The sequence below is a fragment of the Paenibacillus sp. AN1007 genome, assembly GCF_040702995.1.
GTDB lineage: Bacteria > Bacillota > Bacilli > Paenibacillales > Paenibacillaceae > Paenibacillus.
In genome coordinates this window covers 3,078,906-3,099,091 of sequence record NZ_CP159992.1, presented here as the reverse complement: position 1 = coordinate 3,099,091, position 20,186 = coordinate 3,078,906, and the positions used below count along the sequence as shown (strand labels likewise).

Annotated in this window: 17 protein-coding genes; 13 read left to right on the top strand and 4 right to left on the bottom strand. The window is 48.0% G+C overall.

What is annotated here, in order from left to right; translation table 11 throughout:
* Positions 1 to 108: 108 nt before the first annotated feature.
* The 5 genes from dctA (at position 109) to ABXS70_RS13525 (ending at position 6,894) form a co-directional block, all read left to right on the top strand.
* On the top strand, positions 109 to 1,464 hold the full coding sequence (dctA, locus tag ABXS70_RS13545) for a C4-dicarboxylate transporter DctA (RefSeq protein ID WP_342555743.1): 1,356 nt from the start codon (positions 109 to 111) through the stop codon (positions 1,462 to 1,464).
* Between the two features lie 301 nt (positions 1,465 to 1,765).
* Positions 1,766 to 3,487: an alpha,alpha-phosphotrehalase gene (gene treC / locus ABXS70_RS13540; protein ID WP_342555744.1), complete on the top strand. Its 1,722-nt coding sequence runs from the start codon at positions 1,766 to 1,768 to the stop codon at positions 3,485 to 3,487.
* A gap of 28 nt (positions 3,488 to 3,515) precedes the next feature.
* Entirely contained in the window at positions 3,516 to 5,519 is a 2,004-nt protein-coding gene (gene treP / locus ABXS70_RS13535) for a PTS system trehalose-specific EIIBC component (protein WP_342555745.1), read from the top strand.
* Between the two features lie 234 nt (positions 5,520 to 5,753).
* Positions 5,754 to 6,608 (top strand): chemotaxis protein, encoded by an 855-nt coding sequence (locus ABXS70_RS13530; protein WP_342555746.1) that lies wholly within the window; start codon positions 5,754 to 5,756, stop codon positions 6,606 to 6,608.
* A 19-nt stretch (positions 6,609 to 6,627) separates the two neighbouring features.
* Positions 6,628 to 6,894, top strand: a complete 267-nt coding sequence (locus ABXS70_RS13525) for a YkgJ family cysteine cluster protein (RefSeq protein ID WP_342555747.1) — start codon at positions 6,628 to 6,630, stop codon at positions 6,892 to 6,894.
* Positions 6,895 to 6,995: 101 nt separating this feature from the next.
* Here the strand turns inward: ABXS70_RS13525 and ABXS70_RS13520 are convergent, their stop codons facing one another.
* Entirely contained in the window at positions 6,996 to 8,297 is a 1,302-nt protein-coding gene (locus tag ABXS70_RS13520; protein WP_342555748.1) for an MFS transporter, read from the bottom strand.
* A 77-nt stretch (positions 8,298 to 8,374) separates the two neighbouring features.
* The gene (locus ABXS70_RS13515) at positions 8,375 to 9,085 is read right to left on the bottom strand and encodes an O-methyltransferase (RefSeq protein ID WP_366296313.1); all 711 of its coding nucleotides are present in this window, start codon (positions 9,083 to 9,085) and stop codon (positions 8,375 to 8,377) included.
* A 174-nt stretch (positions 9,086 to 9,259) separates the two neighbouring features.
* Here ABXS70_RS13515 and ABXS70_RS13510 point away from each other — a divergent pair, with 174 nt between their 5' ends.
* Positions 9,260 to 10,162: a LysR family transcriptional regulator gene (locus ABXS70_RS13510; protein ID WP_366296311.1), complete on the top strand. Its 903-nt coding sequence runs from the start codon at positions 9,260 to 9,262 to the stop codon at positions 10,160 to 10,162.
* Positions 10,163 to 10,216: 54 nt separating this feature from the next.
* Here ABXS70_RS13510 and ABXS70_RS13505 read toward each other — a convergent pair whose 3' ends face one another.
* Positions 10,217 to 10,948: a YoaK family protein gene (locus ABXS70_RS13505; RefSeq protein ID WP_342555751.1), complete on the bottom strand. Its 732-nt coding sequence runs from the start codon at positions 10,946 to 10,948 to the stop codon at positions 10,217 to 10,219.
* A gap of 230 nt (positions 10,949 to 11,178) precedes the next feature.
* Here ABXS70_RS13505 and ABXS70_RS13500 point away from each other — a divergent pair, with 230 nt between their 5' ends.
* Together ABXS70_RS13500 and ABXS70_RS13495 are read left to right on the top strand one after the other, a co-directional pair.
* Positions 11,179 to 11,925 (top strand): GTP pyrophosphokinase family protein, encoded by a 747-nt coding sequence (locus ABXS70_RS13500; protein WP_184191058.1) that lies wholly within the window; start codon positions 11,179 to 11,181, stop codon positions 11,923 to 11,925.
* A 41-nt stretch (positions 11,926 to 11,966) separates the two neighbouring features.
* Positions 11,967 to 13,202 (top strand): multidrug effflux MFS transporter, encoded by a 1,236-nt coding sequence (locus ABXS70_RS13495; RefSeq protein ID WP_342555752.1) that lies wholly within the window; start codon positions 11,967 to 11,969, stop codon positions 13,200 to 13,202.
* Between the two features lie 108 nt (positions 13,203 to 13,310).
* On the opposite strand, the gene ABXS70_RS13490 is transcribed toward ABXS70_RS13495, so the two are convergent.
* Positions 13,311 to 13,940 carry a hypothetical protein gene (locus ABXS70_RS13490; RefSeq protein ID WP_342555753.1) on the bottom strand — a complete coding sequence of 210 codons (630 nt, stop codon included), beginning with the start codon at positions 13,938 to 13,940 and terminating at the stop codon, positions 13,311 to 13,313.
* A gap of 163 nt (positions 13,941 to 14,103) precedes the next feature.
* Here ABXS70_RS13490 and ABXS70_RS13485 point away from each other — a divergent pair, with 163 nt between their 5' ends.
* From ABXS70_RS13485 to ABXS70_RS13465, 5 genes are all read left to right on the top strand, one after another.
* Positions 14,104 to 14,724, top strand: a complete 621-nt coding sequence (locus ABXS70_RS13485; protein ID WP_366296308.1) for a flavin reductase family protein — start codon at positions 14,104 to 14,106, stop codon at positions 14,722 to 14,724.
* 180 nt (positions 14,725 to 14,904) lie between these two features.
* Positions 14,905 to 17,058 carry an MMPL family transporter gene (locus ABXS70_RS13480; RefSeq protein ID WP_366296306.1) on the top strand — a complete coding sequence of 718 codons (2,154 nt, stop codon included), beginning with the start codon at positions 14,905 to 14,907 and terminating at the stop codon, positions 17,056 to 17,058.
* 250 nt (positions 17,059 to 17,308) lie between these two features.
* Positions 17,309 to 18,235, top strand: a complete 927-nt coding sequence (locus ABXS70_RS13475; RefSeq protein WP_366296304.1) for an ABC transporter ATP-binding protein — start codon at positions 17,309 to 17,311, stop codon at positions 18,233 to 18,235.
* Between the two features lie 30 nt (positions 18,236 to 18,265).
* The gene (locus tag ABXS70_RS13470; protein WP_342555757.1) at positions 18,266 to 19,018 is read left to right on the top strand and encodes a hypothetical protein; all 753 of its coding nucleotides are present in this window, start codon (positions 18,266 to 18,268) and stop codon (positions 19,016 to 19,018) included.
* 117 nt (positions 19,019 to 19,135) lie between these two features.
* Positions 19,136 to 20,155 carry an alpha/beta hydrolase family protein gene (locus ABXS70_RS13465; protein ID WP_342555758.1) on the top strand — a complete coding sequence of 340 codons (1,020 nt, stop codon included), beginning with the start codon at positions 19,136 to 19,138 and terminating at the stop codon, positions 20,153 to 20,155.
* Positions 20,156 to 20,186 lie beyond the last annotated feature (31 nt).

Genomic DNA, 20,186 nt, shown 5'->3' with positions numbered 1-20,186 from the left:
ATCACAAAATGAATGGAATGACATTGTAGCTGCAAAGACAGCAATGATATAAAAAGTTACACGGAAACCAACCGGACATCCGAAACGATTGCAAACGGGGGAGCGTTCATGACATTTGTGAAATCTTTATTTTTTCAGATCATTGCAGCAGTAATCATCGGTATTGGAGTAGGTATTCTGTGGCCCGATCTGGGGAGTCTCTTGCAGCCCTTGGGTACAGGCTTTATCAAATTAATCAAGATGCTGATTGCACCGTTAATTTTTATGGTCATTGTTACAGGTATCGCCAAAATGGGCGATCTAAAGTCTGTAGGTCGAATTGGGCTTAAAGCGATTCTGTGGTTCGAGCTTGCCACAACGGTTGCACTTGTGCTTGGTTTATGCACAGCCAATCTGCTTCGTCCAGGGGCGGGAATGAATGTAGACCCTGCCAGCATTGACGCCAGCGGAATTGAAGCCAAAACGAAGGGGTCCGAGCTTCCGCACACGGTTGATTTTATTATGAACATTATTCCAACAAGTGTCGTGGATGCCTTTGCTCAGAATGCCCTGCTGCAAGTGCTGCTTGTTGCCTGTCTGTTCGGGGTTGCCTTGGCAGCCACGGAGAGTAAGGCCAAGGAAAATGTACTGAATCTGGTGGAGCAGCTGCTTGGTATTGTGTTCCGGATGATCGGTTACATTATGAAGCTTGCCCCGGTAGGCGCTTTTGGTGCAATGGCCTACACCATAGGGGCGTACGGGGCTTCAACCCTTTCGTCCTTTGGACTGCTAATATTGGCTTGTTACGGTGCGGCTCTATTGTTCCTGCTGCTGTTAGCGCTGGCAGCCTGGTGGATTACGGGATTGAACTTTATGCAGTTTGTCCGATACACTCGTTCGGAAGTGATGCTTGCGATTGGAACAGGCTCTTCAGAAGTTGTGATGCCGCGCATGATGGACAAGCTGACTAAGGCGGGGTGTGACCGTGCAGTAGTTGGGCTGGTGGTGCCTACGGGATACTCATTTAATCTGGATGGAGCTTCCATCTATCTATCGTTAGCGACGGTTTTTGTTGCTCAGGCTGTCGGTATTGATCTGACCTTGGGGCAGGAGATCACCATTCTGCTGGTGCTGATGTTAAGCTCGAAAGGCATGGCGGGTGTTCCCGGTTCAGCTTTTCTTGCTCTGTCAGCTACGGCGGCAGCAGTGAATGCATTTCCGGTAGCAGCAGTGGCTCTGCTGCTTGGAGCAGACCGCTTTATGGATACGATGCGTGTTTTCACTAACCTGATGGGGAACTGCGCGGCAGCTTTTGTGGTTGCGAAGTGGGAAGGTCTGCTGGATCAGAAACGGATGCGTGCTGTGCTCTCCGGCGAGATTAGCGCCGCTGAACTGGAAGCAGAAGAAAAGGCAGCACAGTCTGCATTAAAGTTAAATGGTCGGGAGAAACAAGGCCAAAGCTTGTTGGCGCCCGAGGTATTATAAAGAAAGACCTTAAACATAACCGTTTGTTTTCCCATCTCAGTATGGAGGAACAGACGGTTTTTTTGGCTATCTAATACAGATATCATGGAGTTTGCAAAATAGAACTCCGAAAATAAATGTTACAGCGAAACCTTTAATGGGGAATGAGTAGAAGAAACGAAGTGCAGTGTGTACATAGAAAATAAATAGGACAATCATTTTTTAGATTCAACTTGTATATACATGTTTAGTTATGTAATATAGATGATGAAAATAGCCGAGGAGTCTGGTTAGAGCAATACAGCATATTGGAGGCGTTAACATGGATTTAAACAATATAGAGCCGTCATCGTGGTGGAAGAAGTCTACGGTGTATCAGGTGTATCCGAAGAGCTTCAACGATACAACCGGATCGGGGACGGGGGACATTCGCGGTCTAACCGAGAAGCTAGATTATCTGCAGCATCTGGGTATCGACATCGTGTGGCTGCAGCCGGTATACGTCTCGCCGCAGCGGGATAACGGATACGACGTGGCGGATTACTACCGAATTAATCCGGACTACGGCACGATGGAAGATTTCGATGCATTGGTTGCGGCATTAAAAGCGCGTGATATGAAGCTCATGATTGATATCGTTGTCAATCATTCCTCCACTGAGCATGAATGGTTCAAGCAGTCCCGATCGTCGAAAGATAATCCGTATCGGGATTACTATATCTGGAGGGACCCTGCGCCGGACGGCGGTGTACCAAACAACTGGCAATCCAAATTCGGCGGCCCGGCATGGCAGTATGATGAACAAACCGGGCAGTATTTTCTGACGCTGTTTGATAAAACACAAGCAGACCTTAACTGGGAAAATGAAGAGGTTCGCAGGGCCGTACGAGATATGATCAAGTTCTGGGCGGAAAAAGGAGTGGATGGCTTCCGTATGGACGTCATCAACCTGATCTCCAAAGACCAGCGTTTTCCGAACGACGACGGCAGCGTGCCTCCGGGCGATGGGCGCAGGTATTACACGGATGGACCGCGCGTGCATGAGTACATTACTGAAATGTACGAAGAGGTGTTTGGACCTTACAACATGGTCACTGTAGGCGAAATGTCATCGACAACGCTGGAGCACTGTATACGGTATTCGAATCCGGCTTCACGAGAATTCTCGATGACGTTTAACTTCCATCACCTGAAGGTAGATTATCCGAACGGGCAGAAGTGGGAACTGATGCCGTACGATTTTGAAGAGATGAAGAAGCTGTTCAGCGATTGGCAGACGGGGATGCAGGCCGGGGGCGGATGGAACGCACTGTTTTTAAACAACCATGACCAGCCCCGTGCGTTATCCCGTTTCGCTGACGATGGCGATTATCGGTCCGAGAGCGCCAAGATGCTGGCGACAACGCTGCATGGATTGCAGGGTACCCCTTATGTCTACCAGGGCGAGGAGATTGGTATGCCAAACCCGGTTTGGCATGATATCAGCGAGTTCCGCGATATTGAGTCAACGAACATGTATCGGCTGCTTCAGGAAGAGCGTGGTAAATCTGCTGAGGAAGCGTTCCAGATCGTAAAAGAGCGTTCCCGTGATAATTCACGGACACCGATGCAGTGGGACGGAAGCGCGAGCGCCGGATTTACGACGGGAACACCATGGCTCAAGGTGGATGAGAGGTATCCGTACATTCATGTGGAAGCACAGATGGCCGATCCGAATTCGATCTATCATCACTACCGGAAGCTGATTGCTCTGCGTAAAGAGGTAGATGTCCTGACGGACGGCTTGTATGAACGCCTGGATGAGGCTCACCCGGAGGTGTTTGCATATGCACGTTCTAACGGCAGCGAGACGTTAATTGTCGTATCAAACTTCCGTAAACAGGATACCGTGTTCCAGCTGCCTGATGCAGTCTGGAATGATCATATTGCAGGTAAAATACCTGAACTGCTTATTGGAAATACCGATGCCAAGCCTGAATTGACGCAGGAGATTTCGCTAAGTCCGTACGCGTCCTATATGTGGCTGGTACAGCAGCAGGACTAATTCCATTTTATAAATAGGAAGTGACACTATGGCAATCGATAAAAAACAGGTTGAGGAGATCGTCCGGGCGGTCGGAGGCAAAGAGAATATTGAAGCAGCAACACACTGTGTAACACGGCTGCGGTTTGCTTTATATGACGAGGACAAAGTGGATACAGAGCTGCTTGATCAGAACGAGTTGGTCAAAGGGCAATTCTCCTCTCAAGGTCAATTTCAGGTGGTCATCGGCCCTGGGCTTGTGGATAAAGTATACGATGAGATGATTCAGATTACGGGAGGAGAGCGTTCCTCCAAAGATGATGTAAAAGCAGCTGCAGGCAAAAAGCAAAACCCGCTGCAGCGTGCAATCAAGACACTTTCGGACATATTTATTCCGATTCTGCCGGCAATCATTACAGCGGGTTTGCTGCTCGGGATTAACAATATTTTGACTGGGCCAGGCATTTTCTTTGATGGAAAATCATTAGTGGATGTGTACCCGGCTTGGAAAGATCTCGCATCCATTATTAATACGATTGCGAGCACTGCCTTTACCTTCCTGCCAGCTTTGATCGGTTGGTCAGCCGTGACACGATTCGGAGGCAGTCCGCTGCTCGGGATTGTGCTGGGCCTGATTCTTGTACATCCCGATCTGCTGAGTGCCTATGGTTACGCTGATGCGGTGAACAAAGGTACGGTTCCGACCTGGAATCTGTTTGGCTGGGAGATTGAGAAAATCGGTTATCAGGGTCAGGTGCTGCCTGTACTGGTATCGGCATATCTGCTGGCCAAGATGGAGATTTTCCTGAACAAACGTGTGCATGATTCTATCAAACTGCTGGTAGTCGCTCCCGTTACATTATTGATTACCGGTTTTCTGGCCTTTACGATTATCGGTCCGGTAACATTTGCAATTGCAAACGCCATCACCTCCGGCCTGATCTATGTCTATAATTCTTATGCTGCGCTGGGCGGTTTGATCTATGGTGGTTTGTATGCACTGCTCGTTATTACGGGGATGCACCACACATTCCTGGCGGTAGACGTACAGCTGATCGGCAGTCAAGGTGGTACATTCCTGTGGCCGATGCTGGCTCTGTCCAACATTGCACAGGGTTCTGCGGCGCTTGCGATGATGCTGGTGCTGCGTGAGAAAAAAATGCGAGGGCTCGCGGCAACCTCTTCCGTATCCGCTTTTCTGGGGGTAACCGAGCCGGCGATCTTTGGTGTAAATATCCGTTATCGATATCCGTTTATCTTCGGTATGATCGGTTCTGCCATCGGTGGTGTGCTGCTTACGATGAATAACGTGCAAGCAACCTCTATCGGTGTAGGCGGCGTGCCTGGATTCCTGTCTATTTTCCCGGATAAATGGGGTGTTTTCTTCATCGGTATGGCCATTGTCCTGGTTGTGCCATTTCTGCTGACGGTCGTTTTTGGGCGGGCGAAGCTGAGAAAAGAAGACCGGCTTGAGGCGAACGGAGAGTCCGCCGAAATCCAAAGTCAGAAGGCTGCTTCTACTGACGCTAAATCCAAAGACATGTCTGCAGCCAGCTCTACCAACCCCAAGTCATCGGCTTCTCGTGTTAATATACTCGAAGTCATGGCGCCATTAACAGGTGAGGCGGTGCCGCTGGAACAAGTTCCCGACCCGGCCTTTGCCGAAAAACAGATGGGGGAAGGTATAGCGATTGAACCTTCCGGCAATCAGGTCGTCGCCCCATTTGACGCACAAGTAGCCCATGTTATCAAGAGCAAACACGCCGTTATTCTGGAACATGCGAGCGGACTTCAAGTATTAATTCACGTCGGCATTAATACGGTATCACTTAAAGGCGAAGGTTTCTCCATGTTCGTAAATACGGGCGATCGTGTAAGAGCAGGACAGAAGCTGCTTGAGTTCGATCGTAAAGTGATTGAGGATGCAGGATTCCCAGTCATCACACCCGTTATTATCCCGGATGGTCAAGAGATGGTCGAACGGGTTGAAGTGATGACGGGAGAGGTTACTTCCAATCGGAACGGTGTACTGAAGATCCATTTGAAAGGTTAAAGGATATATTGAATGTCAAGCAAGAGGCTGCGCAACCTGCAGCTTCTTTTGCTGTTTGCAGGTGTTATTTTCCAGGCGTATCAGATAAAATAGTTAAATCAACTAAGTTATTGCAATTTATGCGATTCACCCATTGTGAGGCAGCCAGCCCTGATGTAAACATCTGTCATGCTGTAAGTAAACCATAGCAATTGTACAAGGAGCGTTCCTATTCGATTGATAAGGAGGAAGGGCATGATTCGGGTAGCGGTGATGGTCATTCATGGACTGGGTATGCAAAAAGAAAATTATGCTGACAAGCTTATGACTTGTTTAAGCAGAGAAATGGATCGTGTAATGGTGCTGCCGGGAGCCGCCAAACAGATGCTGGATATAGAACCCGTGTTCTGGGCCGATGTGTTCGAGGAGCGGGAAGAGGCTCTGTTCCAACAGCTGGTACGTTCACAGGGATTGAATTATCAGGCGCTGCGCCGTTTTGTCATACACTATCTCGCCGATGCCGTTGCCTATCAGCCTGTGGAGAACCAGGGCCATCTATATGATGCGGTGCATCAAACGTTAAACCGGGCGATGCATGAGCTTTCCAGACGCAATGGGCCAGAGACGCCGCTTTGTGTCATCGCACACAGTCTCGGTGCTGTCATCGCAAGCAACTTCTTTTATGACCTGCAGTATCCTTCATCCAGCCGCACACCTGCCATTATTGACAGCACTTCGGCATTGGAGCGCGGGGATACACTGACGAACTTCTACTCCTTTGGTACAACCCTGCCGCTGTGGAGTCTGCGTTATCATGACTTCAGCAGTCCAATTCAGGTCCCCTCTTCTCAGGCGGCTCGAACTTTCTCGGGATTGGAGGGGGAATGGATCAACTTTTATGAACGTAACGATATTTTAGGTTATCCGCTGCGTCCCATTGACCCGGCCTATGCGTCTGCGGTAAAAGAAGATATTGAAGTGCATGTGGGCGGTCCGGTAACCAGCTGGAATCCACTGAGTCACGGAGGCTACTTTACCAGTAAAAGCATGAATCGTAGAATAGCACAAGGTCTGGCAAGGACGTGGACTTGGGTGAACCGTTCAATGTAACGCACAGAGGAGGATCATCATGGAATGCAGAGCTGGATGCGCCGCATGTTGTATTGCCATTTCCATATCATCGCCCATTCCCGGCATGCCCGAAGGCAAACCCGCAGGCATACGCTGTGTACAGCTGACGGAGGAAAACCGATGCGGTATATTTGGGCGAGAAGACCGCCCCGCTGTATGCAGCGAACTGCAGGCTGCTGAAGATATGTGCGGCCTTAGCGATCAGGAAGCATTTGATATTTTGACCCGAATGGAAGAGCAAACCGCTCCAAGCGAGGTTAGGTAACAACGGTATATGCAAAACGAATTTATAAAAGTACAAATAGAGCACAAAAAGAGCATCCAGTCCATGCATGCATGGGAGGATGCTCTTTTTGTATGTTTATTTTACTGCCGTACAGCCACAGGCCGGGGTTCCTTTAACATGAAGAAGTACATTAACGAAGAAATCACGTAAAGACTGCCTGTAATACTGAAGGTGACAGCATATCCCCAATACGTGCCGTATGTGGTAACCAGATAAGACTGCACGGGTCCCATCGTGGCCCAGCCAATCATAAATGAGGTCTGCATCATGGAGTTGGCAATCCCTCGGCGTCTATCCGAAATCCGGTCCACCAATATGGCGGATTGAATCGGGTTGGCTGCATTCATGAGTGCCTGTCTGAACAAAAAGCTGATGGATGCAATAATAAGCAGGTTTGTAAATCCGGTTAACAACAGGAATGGAAGCGATAATACTTGGAAAATGACTACAGCCCGTACACTACCAACTTTGGCAGCTAAAGTGGGACCAATCAGCATCGAAACAATAGTCATAATTTGACCGAGTGCGATGAGCAGACTCATGCCGCTCAAAGATACCGCAAAGCGGTTTGTGAAATACAGGTTAAGATAAGGCACAACGAGGCCCGAGCCTAATCCGATGAGCAGCTGCGTTATTACAAACTGACCAATCAGCTTGGTATCTCTTTTTTTTAGGAGCGTGTCAGGATCTGAGGATGGTGCATGTACAGCATGTCTGGTTTGAAGCGATGCATCTTCTGCCGTACTCCCTTTATTTGCGTCCGTCTGAGACACCGGATTCTCGGTTACAAACAGCAGTGGAATAAATGCGGCAAGTGTCGCAGCGCCGCCCATAAACAGAACCGTTTGCAGACTGGTGACTTTGGCCATGCCGGCGGAATGAAGCAGGTCTGCAAGTACGCCGCCGCCTAGACTGCCAAGAACTTGTGAAGCCAGCACGAGAGATGAATAATAGCTGAACATTTTGAGGCGCTGGCTTTTTTTAACGTTCTCTGCCAGATAAGGGATGGCAAGCACTTGAAATACACCAGCGAACAGGCCGGAAAATACGGCAAACCAGATTAATCCGCTTGCGGCATAATCGAAGGAACGCCCGATTAGAAAAGCGCCGCTGAATAATGCCCCTATAATCAACAACTTTTTGCGGCTGAATTTGTCACCGCTGAATCCAATAGGGATGAACATGATTGCTGTAGCTAGCGATTGGATACTGACAATCTGACCATTCATGGTGTCATCGTACCCCAGGCCTTGAATGTAAAGATTGTAAAGAACCGAGAACATGCCGTTTCCGATCTGATACAGCAGACTTGCCAGAAAGAAGAGTTGAATATTGCGGGACCACCCGCGAATCTCAACATGGATCTGTCGTAAAGCTCTCAAGTGATTCCCTCCAGTCTGCCTTTGCAGTGATACCAGTTTAACAGGAAAGGCAGATTTTCGGAAGAATTGACCACTGTTTATTTTGTTACAGGTATATCTTTTACACGAGCAATCACAAATCCATCATATCCTTTGCTGCCCACGGTTTGCAGTGCAGTGGCTTCAAGCTTGGGGTGACTCCCGATACATTCAAGAAAGGTTCTAACCCCTTGGACTCTTGCATCCTCACTGTGCGAACGGATCACTTCACCGTCCCTTACAATGTTATCCCCGATAATCAAGCTGCCGGGGCGAGTCAAGCGCAGTGCCCATCTCAGGTAATCCGGATTGCTGGGTTTGTCGGCATCAATGAAAATCAGATCAAAAAGTTCAGGGTAGTCTTCTTGAAGATCGGGGAGGGTCGTAAGTGCGGGACCTGTACGCAGATCCACCTTATGCATAAGTCCCGCACGGGTTAGATTGGCTTGTGCAACCTCCGCGTGTTTGGGTTCAGATTCAATGGAAACGATTCGTCCATGCTCGGGCAGGGCTCTGGCCATCCAGATCGTACTGTATCCTCCTAATGTTCCGATTTCAAGTACACGGGAAGCTCCCTGGATCTGAAGCAGCAGTTGAAGGAATTTTCCTTGATTCGGTGTGACATCGTGAGACGGTAATCCTGCCTCTGCATTGGCCTGTAAGGCATCCTGCAAAATGGGGTCATTCGGGATGAGCAGTGTATTCATATAATCATCGACTTGCCCCCATATTGCGGATTGTGCAGTATTGCTGTTGTTCAAATGACTCATCAAGCATCTTCCTTTCCATCAGCTGAATTGGGCTTTCTTGTAATTCAACTATAGACGGAACTAATGCATAAATAAAATATATATATTTTATGTTAATATATAATTAAGTTATGTGTATTGATGGGAAGTCAAAATTGGTAAGCTGTATTCAGTAAGCAGAAGAGGTGAGAACATATGAATTTGCACGGTCTGCGATTGTTTCATGCCATCGTAAGGTATGGCGGAGTAACCCGGGCTGCGGAGGAACTGAACATCAGCCAGCCCGCGGTATCTTCACAGGTTAAGCGATTTGAACGTGAACTTGATATGAAGCTGTTTGGATCGGAAGGGCGAAAACTGGTCCTTACCGATGTCGGTAAACAATTAATGGAATATGCCGAGCGTATGTTTATGCTGGAGCAGGAAGTAGAGCAAGCAGTAGAGGATATGAGGGAGGGCAGGAAAGGTCTGATTCGCCTATCCGCAACGTATTTGCCCTCCAATTTTTTACTGCCAAGCTGGATCGCCCGTTTCAAACAGGCCCATGAAGATGTGGAGCTTGTGGTGAGCACAACCAATACACAGACGGCTTTTGATCAACTGCTGTCTTACGAGGCTGAAATTGCAATCTATGGAGGCAGCGGAATCAGCCATCCTGGCGTGCATTGGGATAAGCTGTTTGAGGATGAAATGTGGTTTGTGGTACATCCAGACCATCCATATGCAGATCAAAAAATCGAACTGCGCGAGATGGTAGCAGAACCATTCATTATGCGAGAGAAAGGCAGCGCAACGCGTGAACGGCTTGCTGCTTTGTGCACAAGCAGCAATCTGCCATCTCCGCGAATTGCGCTTCAGTTTAACGGATTGAATGAAACAATTAGTGCAGTTAAGGCAGGATATGGAGCTAATTTCATCTCCTCTCTCGTCGTGAGAGAAGACGTTCAGCAGCGCAAACTCGCCCGTGTCTTCGTACAAGATGTTCGGCTGGAGAATGTTATCGCGATCTGTACACGGGCAGGAGAGAGTCTGTCGCCAGCAGCGGGGCAGCTGGTTCAATGGATCAAACAGGAGGCACTTGCGATTCACGATGAATAAGGACGACTTCGCCAGAAGGAGCACATTCATATGTTCAGCGTTTCCCAGCGCCTCTTATTTCTCATCTGAATTGTGACGCGCGTGCTCCGTCGTAGCCCGGGAAGCAAAGCGAGCCTGAAGTGTTACACCAGCAGTGACCAGAACAGGCACCCAGACAGCGATCATCGGGATGTGATGGAACAGCAGGGCTGCCAAAATAACACCTCCAAGATATATCACGACTGCGCCTGCACGAAGATAGGAATCCAGAGACAAAGCTTTAAGCAGGGAGCGGATATCCGCATGCCTCAAACGGTGCAAAATGCTTGTAATATCTTCAATAACGGCTGCCAGATTATTAGTCAGCACGGTAGTGGAGATGCCCGCAATGCCGATTCGGCGAGCTGCTGTTGTCTGCATACCCATAGCAATTGCCAGCATGACAATTAACAGATAAGATAATTGCCCGGAGAACGGGCCGACCATAATAACAGCAAACAGCAGAAGCAGTACGCTTTCTGCGGTGAAGACGGCGGTGACCCGGGAAGACCAGCCATTTTTTGTTTTGACATGTCCAATCATATGCGCCGCGATAGCATTTCCTGCTATAAAACCAATAAGTGCAAGCATGGCCCGCAGTACAACAAATTCTTGAGCGCGGGCAATTGCGATCCCGAGCAGCACGATGTTCCCTGTCATATTGGCTGTGAGTACATGCCCAAGGCCGAGGTATCCGATCACATCGACCATACCGGCAGACATACAGAGCAGCAGCATAGCGTATTTTTGCAGATGATTTTGCTTCATATTTTTCAGTCCTTTCAGGCAAACATAACTCCTCCAGTATACAGCCATCGTCACGCTCTCATCAAAATGAAAATGAAAAGAAGCCGTGCGCTTCACGCCCAAAATTCGTTTATTAGTTTCAGATGTTTTATAATGGGATAGAAGAGATGCGCTGAGGCCCGTGTCCTTATGCAGCAGTGAACTTCAAGGAACAAACTCAAGACGTGTCAAAAGAAAGGAAGAAACCAATGATGAATGCTCCGCATCCGATTGATCAGTTCAAGAAATTCAAATACGAAATCACACGCTTTATGATGATCTATAAATTTGCTCTGGATCAGATGGAAACTAAAATAGAAGTGCTGAAAGAGGAATTTCAGTCCCTGCACGACTACAGTCCGATTGAGCATACCAAGTCGAGATTGAAGTCCCCCGAGAGCATTATGAACAAAATGTTCCGCAAAAATCACGAGCTGACGTTTGAAAGCATCAAACAAAATATTAAGGATATCGCCGGTGTGCGAATTACCTGTTCTTTTATCTCCGACATTTATCGGATCAAGGATATGCTGTGCAATCAGAGCGATCTGCGTGTACTTGAAGTGAAAGATTACATCCAAAATCCGAAGCCAAACGGTTATCAGAGCCTTCATCTGCTCGTTGAAGTTCCGGTATACATGTCTAATGGCGAGGAACGTGCCTGTGTGGAGATTCAGATTCGGACCATTGCCATGGATTTCTGGGCTAGTTTGGAACATAAAATTTTTTATAAATACAACAAAGATGTTCCCGAACATTTGACAAGAGAATTGAAAAATGCGGCGGACTCAGCTAATGCATTGGATCACCAGATGGAACGGCTTCACCGCGAGATTCAGGAGATCAAGGACGCCGAGAACGAACGGGATGAAGAGGAGCTGCGCCGGATTATTATTAATAATCAACAGTTTACGCTGCCGAACAATCTGCTGAGACTGCTTGGAGATGGAGAGAATTAAGGAGCGGAAACGGTATGCAATATGAAGGAAATGTTTTTTAAATGAAAAGTACACCAGCTTCATTACACACTCATGCTGCGCCCCGAATCAGGATGGCATTGATTCTAGGGACACTTTCGGCATTCGGACCACTGTCTCTGGATATGTATCTGCCCGCCCTGCCAACGCTGGCGGATGAATTCGGCTCGTCCGCTTCATATGCTCAGCTCAGTTTGACAGCATGTATGATCGGCCTTGCGCTTGGACAGCTGCTGGCAGGACCTTTAAGTGACGTACGAGGCCGCAGAACACCGCTGATTGCTGGACTGCTGCTCTACACGATCGCGTCCGCATTATGTCTTGTCAGCCCATCCATGAGCTCCTTTGTTGTACTGCGCTTCATTCAAGGACTCGCAGGGGCAGCAGGCATTGTCATCTCACGTGCGGTGGTCAGGGACGTGTACGAAGGACCTGAACTAACCCGCTTCTTCTCTCTGTTGATGCTTATTAACGGAGTGGCTCCCATCGCAGCACCGATAATAGGTGGACAAATACTTACGTATACGTCATGGCGGGGCGTATTTATTTTACTGGGCTTTATCGGTGTGCTGGCACTTCTTGCGGTTATCTTTGGTCTGGGAGAGACACTTCCCGCACCCAAAAGATCGAGTGGGGGACTGCAGCAGACTTTACTGACATTTGGCAGAATGGCCAGGGATCGCCGGTTTATGGGTTATGCGCTCACACAAGGGTTTGCTTCGGCAGGAATGTTCGCCTACATATCGGGATCACCGTTTGTGCTTCAGAAAATATACGGGGTCTCACCTCAACTGTTCAGTATATGTTTTGCGATTAATGGGCTTGGCATCATCCTCGCCAGTCAGATCGCTGGTCGCCTCGCTGGGAAAGTGTCGGAGACCCGGCTGTTAATTGCGGGACTGATTACAGCAGCTGCAGGAGGAACATCCCTTCTTATTGCTATCCTGGCAGGTGGCGGACTGGTTTCGGTGTTGATTCCCTTATTTTTGGTGGTTTCCAGTGTCGGTCTGATTAATACGGCTTCGTTTGCATTAGCTATGGCGGATCAGGCCAAATCCGCAGGAAGTGCATCAGCGCTCATTGGTGTCATGACCTTTCTGTTCGGCGGACTTGTCGCTCCCCTCGTTGGTCTTGGGGGCGATCATACGGCTGTACCCATGGGAATTGTGATCGCATGTGCTGACCTAGGGGCTTTACTCCTATATTTCATCATGATTGGCAGAAGCAAGTCCAAACTGGACAACTACACATCTGCATAGTACGTTTTTTGGTATAACCACGAACTGCCCGCATGGAAGCATAGTTTCCGAGTGCGGGCAGTGTTTTGTTTAACAGGACAGAAAACATGGAAAAGTGGAGCGTCGCCTCTAGCAGAGGGCAAATAAAATCTGGGTATTCAACAGAATTCCTGGTGTCTGGAATGGATAGAAGTAGCCAACGACAAAACCAAAGAGGTTAATGGCAGGCCACATCAAATACACATCATTATACGTAAACACGAGGGACCAGCGGTTATAACAGAAATTGGGGAGTAGACGCTGCTCCTGGTCACGTGGAGCGGCAGCGCCGGTCTGCGCAAATTGAACTGCTTGAGTCAGGCTTTGAGGCTGCTGCTGAAGGAAAAGAGGCAGCAGGCCGGGGCTGCTTTTGATCAGGTTATATAAGAACAACATTTCGGCTGGCGGCTGACCAACCGGGCGCGGGTAGGCACTGAGCAGGGATGGCAGATTCCCTTGAGCCAGCTGGGCAGGTACACCTTGAGTTGAACCCGGAACGGGGCCCGGAATACCGCCCGGAAAATAAGGACCCGGAGGTGTTCCCACGCCTGGAATGAAAGGAGGATACGAGCCGGGGCTTCCAGGGATGCCTGGCGGAGTCTGCCCTCCCGGAAGAGTGCCCCCACCGGGAAAGAATGGAGGGAATTGAATAGAGCGTTGATCTCCGTAACCTGTATAGCGATCATCATAATAACCTGTAGGGGAATATACGTTATTCATGTTCAGATACATCCTTCCTGTCATCTTATCTTATTCTGCAAACAGCATATGATGGCATTCGCCTATGTGTGATTCAGCGAAAAGGGATGATATAATAACGATGAAATATATAAATAAGGGAAAGTGGAATGAACTTCATGCGAGCAGAAAAGGGGACTTACATATGTATTCACTAAATCCGGAAGAACTCTCGGCTAAAGATAATTATAAATTAATGAGCGGTTCTATAGTGCCGCGTCCGATTGCCTTTGTAACTACGCTGTCAGATCATGATGGTGTCATTAACGCAGCTCCGTTCAGCTTCTTTAATGTGGTCAGCTCGGATCCCCCGCTGCTGTCCATCTCGGTTGGACGTAAAAATGGGGTCATGAAAGATACTGCTCGCAATGTACTTGCCCACCAGGAACTGGTTGTACACATCTGTGACGAGAGTATTATTGAAGAGGTAAACGAAACGGCAGCTCTTTTGCTGCCCCATGAAAGTGAGCTGGAACGAACTAGACTTACTACGGTGCCTAGTTCAATGGTTTCTGTACCCGGTGTTCAGGAAGCTCTTATCCGAATGGAATGCAAACTGTATCAGCATATTCCGATCTCGAATGATGCAGGTATCCCTGTAAGCGATCTGCTGCTGGTGCGCATTGTGCAGTATCATTTTAGTAAACAGGTTTATCCCGCAGACAAAGGTTATATACTGATGGATGAACTGAAGCCGGTCAGCCGTCTGGCAGGTAACGATTATGCGAAACTGGGAGACCGCTTCACCGTAATCCGACCAGAATAAATCAGGACCGCCAATCGAGTAAGACGAGCATCCCATGCCTACAGGGTATGGATGGCTCGTCTTTGTTTCGTTGTAAACATAATCATGTCCGGATCTGAATAGACTTGTACTACACAATGAACATGTCGCTCTATGATTAAGGAACAAGAATTCCAATATATATGCAGAGGAGCTTGGGGTATGGGGTACCGAAGCCTAGCTGCCTTTATCAGCCGATATTCGCGGTTTATTATTCTCTTCTGGGTGTTTGTCATTGGGGTGGCAGGGGCCTGGGCATGGAAGCTGCCTGACATTGTACAGGATCACGGACTAAAGCTTGCTCAGGGACAGGCACAAGCAGTAGAGCGGATATTGGAGCAGGAATTTAATTCCCCGTCTGATCCGGTCATACTGCTGTTTCAGAAGTATCCCGATACTTCATTGACGGCGTTCAGGCAGTGGATCAAAGAACGTCTCACGGCAGTTCAGAATCTGCCAGCCATATCGTCGATTATTTCTCCACTGGATGCTCATACACAGGGAATGATGCTGCGTGAAGATCAGGCCTACGCGCTGATTCATATGAATATCGAGTCTTATCGAATAGGCCCTTCGCTGGAGCAGCTGCGTGAACTTCTTATACGGGACGAGCATGCTCACCTTCCGGGAACCATACACCTGACAGGGAAAGCCGTCGTGCAGCAGGATGTAAATGACTTGAGCTTTCGGGATTTGGAACGTGCAGAGGTTGTTGGGCTTCCCATTGCTCTAATGGTTCTGTGCTTTGCATTCAGAGGTTGGTATGCAGCATGGATCGCAGTGATGATGGGCATTGGTTCAGTAATTACAGCGATGGGAGTAACGGCTTTTCTTGGTCATTACCTGGAGTTGTCCAATTTTATTATTAATGTTATTCCGATGGTGGGAATGGCACTCAGCATCGATTTTGCACTAATTATTTTGAGCAGGTATAGAGAAGAACTTAAGCGAAATGGAGGCCAGACAGGGATAGGGGGCTCGAGAAGTGTAGTTAAGCAGCGTCAGCTTCTGGACCAAACCTTTCGCACAGCGGGCCGGGCTGTCCTCTTCTCGGCTGCCTGTGTGTTCCTTGGTCTGCTCGGGCTGTTCTGGATCAGACTGCCGATGTTTCTCAGTGTATCTATTGGTGCGATGATTGCGCTGCTGCTGGCTTTTCTGCTTAACATGACGTTATTACCTTCTGTTCTTTCACTGGGCGCGCGCCGAATATTTGGAGAGGAATTAACAAACGCCAGCGCTTCAGAACAATCAGCAGATCATAATAGGCTTGAACGAAGTTTCTGGCATCGCTGGTCCGCAATGATTATGAGACGTCCCGTGTGGATGGGACTTACAGGCACGATGATTCTGTTATGGTGTGTCTCCCCGGTGGCTCGGATGGAGCTATCTGTTCCGGATGCTTCTTCGCTGCCATCCAGAATGGAGTCACGTCAGGCAGCTGAGCAGCTGCAGCGCAGTTTTGGTCAGGATCGGGTTTCTATGGTCGAAATCCTCATTGGAGAAAAAGAAGTACCATTAACGGCCGTTCACCGGAAAAAGGCTGAACGCAAAGCAGAGGAGCTTCAACAGAACTCCAAAGTCGTTAGCATTCATTTGCCGCAGGTTAACGCTGCTTCTTTCATTCGATTAACAGTGGGCGTATACGGAGAACCGGGTTCGGCTGAGATGAGAGATTGGCTGCGGCAGACGAGATCCAATGATTTAACAGGCGGACTCGAAGGTATTCCGATCCGTTATGGCGGGGAAGCGGTCAATCAGGATGAGATCATGCATGAAATGTATCAGCAGCTGCCTAAAGTGCTTGTATTTGTAGTCGTGAGCAATTATCTGGTGCTGCTGCTCGCATTCCGTTCCATGCTGATTCCGGTGAAAGCAATCGTAATGAATCTGCTCAGTCTCGCTGCTTCTTTTGGCATACTGGTATGGGTATTTAACGAAGGGCATTTGGGAGTGGAACCGTCACCTGTAGCTGTAATGATTCCTGTGTTCATTGCTGGACTGGTATTTGGCATATCGATGGATTACGGCGTATTTATGTTAAGCCGAATTCAGGAAGTTTACAGACGAACTGGCGACAGTGACAAGGCTGTGCAGCAGGGCCTATCTTCAACAGGCCGTCTAATTACATCTGCTGCAGGTATTTTACTCGCAGTAACCGTCCCTTTTGCTTTTGCTGAAGTTGAAGGAGTGAGGCAGCTGGGGATCGGAATCACGGCCGCCGTGTTCATTGATGTTACTTTAATCCGTCTTGTGCTTGTCCCGTCCTTAATGAAATTGATGGGTAGGTGGAACTGGTGGCTGCCAGGCCAGAAGTAATGTTCTTCACCTGGAAAAACATGTTGAGATTGAATCCATTCCAAAGCTTATGTTAAAAAGAACGGATATTCCACAGCCCGCTGCATGTACACGGGTCAGGAATATCCTTTTTAGTTCAACGGACATTTTGAAACAGACATCACTAACTTCAATATTTAACTTATTCAGTAAAAAAGTGATGTATATTACATAAAACACGAACCTATTTAATCTATGATTTGCTTATTATTGTAATGTTAGGAGGGGAATCATGGTATCTTCAGTTGTTGAATTACGTGGATTAAGTCTGAGCCTGCAGGGCAGACCTGTACTTGATCATGTTGACATGGCAATCCGTCCGGCACAGATTAGCGCCTTAATTGGAGAAAATGGAGCAGGCAAAACGTCAACGATCCGATGCATTACAGGCCTTTATCCTCCAACAAGGGGAATGTGCAGTATGTTCGGAGAACCTGCCTATAATATGACCCAGAAGAGCAGGAACCGTTTTGGTGTGGTGTTTGATGAGGGCGGACTATACGGGGAAATGTCAGCTTGGGAGAATGTGTTGTTTTTTGGACGTCTTCGCGGGATGCGCAAGGAGACAATTGCAGAGCGATTCAGCAGCCTTGCTCAGCATTTTGAACTGAAATCCACTTTAAAGGCAGCACGGTTTTCCAAGGGTATGAAACAAAAATTGATGATTATACGTGAGTTACTGCATGAGCCCGAGCTGCTCGTTCTTGATGAACCATTTACGGGACTTGATCCGGATTCCAAAATATTTTTGCGGGATCAACTGAAAGAAATCTGTTTGAAGCAGGGAACCTCAATTTTTATCAGTTCTCATGATTTGTTTGATTTAGAGAAAATTGCCGATCACGTTATGATGATTCATCAAGGCCGGATCGTGGCAGATCAGACACTGGGGACCATAAGCGGGGTTACCGAACGTTATATCGCTGTATGCAGTCGACCAGATGAGGCGGTAAATGTTCTTCATAATATGGTTGGAATCCAAGTCCTGAGTCACGATGAGCAATCTGTAACCTTGGTAATCCAGCCAGAGCTTATTAAACAGCCGCTGCAGCTGCTCCTGCAGGAGGGTATTGAAGTAAAAGAGTTTTTCAAGGAGAAAGGCTCGCTGGAGGATTTCTATAGGGAAACCAAACAAGCTGCCGTCAAAACTAAAGTTTAAAGTAATCTGCTGGAGAGGGAGGGGCTATTCTTGCTCGCATTATTAAGGAAAGATATAAAAACCCTGAATTGGAAGAGATCTTTGACGATGCAGGCGTTGATGTTCGGCATATTTTTTGTGTTTACGTTAGGTCAGCTGGGGGAGATAGAAGCTGATCTGGGCCTGTCTATCGATGGGATGATTCCGCTGCTGCATCAGTTAAATAAAAGCCAGGAGCATCGTTTGATCTTTACAAATTCTATAATGGCGGTCGGTTTCCTATCGTCTGCACTAGTGTTTGCACTTTATGTAGGCATTCCACACGTACTGCAGTTCTTTACCAAAGAAAAGGCCGAAAAAAATCTGAGTTTTCTGCTGGCAGTAGTGTCGAAGCCTAATAAAATCATGCTTGCTGTGTGGTTATTTGCATTCATTCGTGTGGTCGCGATGGCATTGATTAATGGTGTTCTCATCTGGTTTGTATTTACCGCTTTGGGGTTCAGATCTATAGGATCAGTCCATTTTTTTTCTTCCGGTTTAACCATATTACTGTGCATCGGTGCATTTCTCTACCTTGCCAATGCTGTTGTGTGGGCCACTAATGGGAGTGAAATGGTGCTGAAGATGTATAGAGTTATGATTTTGGTTGGCATCGTCGCCGCATTTCCAGCAGTCAACTATTTACGGATGGATTTCAGTTTCCTGGACTTCCGCTATGCTTTACTTAGTGCCGGCGTACTGGTCATAACTTTACTTCTTTCAAGCCTGCTGACACGGTGTTTTAAAGTTGAAAAAGTGGTCTGAAGTCATAAACTAAAGGTGGTGGGGAGTTTACTTCTAGTACTATAATAGAGTGAGGTTACCAAATATTTCAATTCTAGATTTGTATTATACCAGCACATACAGGAGGGATACTGGACGATGTCCGATATCGAAGCTTATCTGCAGCAGCAAACCAATCTTCGGGGTCGTTCTGCCTATGACGCGGAGCAGCCTTTGGCGTTATGGCAGCAAGAATTGCGCACACATGTACAAGAGCGACTAGGTGGTTCTCCGACGGTGACAGCAGCATTAAATCCTGTCGTACTGGAGCATAACGTATGTGATGGGTACATCCGGGAAAGGATTGAAATTACAACCTATGCAGGGTTGCGTATGCCTGTGTATATTCTGACACCCCAAAATGTAAGCGCTACCTACAAGGAGATACCCGCTGTTATTGCTTGTCATGGCCATGGGTACGGAAGCCGGGAAATCTGTGGTTTGGAGCCGGATGGTTCACCGCGTAAGGGAGAGCCAGGATTACACAAAGATTTCGCGTTAGCTCTCGTGAAGCGGGGTTACATCGTTGCGGCGCCGGAACTGCTGGGTTTTGGTGATCGAAGGTTGGAGGAGGACCGTGAAGCGCCACCAGGGACAAGCTCATGCACCAAGATCGCTGCGCATCTGCTTATGTCAGGTCACACTCTTGCAGGACATCGTGTATATGAAACCAGACGTGTACTGGATTATTTGCTGACGCGTCCGGAAGTGGACACAGAGCGAATCGGAAGTATGGGTATTTCGGGCGGCGGATTGGTTACAGCTTTCACGGCTGCTCTGGATGAACGATGTAAAGCTGCTGTTGTTAGCGGCTATGCAAGCACTTTCCACGGGAGTATACTGGATCGCAATCATTGTCTTGATAACTATATCCCGGGGATTTTACAGGAAGCCGAGCTGCCGGATATCATCGGTCTGATTGCTCCAAGACCTCTTTTTCTGGAGATTGGGAGTGAAGACCTTGTGTTTCCACTTCATTCGGCGCAGGAGGCTCACGAACGCTTGAAAAAGATCTACACACATGCGGATGCTGGACAGGCACTGGATGCCGATTATTTTGCAGGAGGACATGAGATTAGCGGTGCAAGAGCCTATGACTGGCTGCAGCAAGTCTTATAATTTTTATCTCAATCAGGGTCCTTAGGGGTAC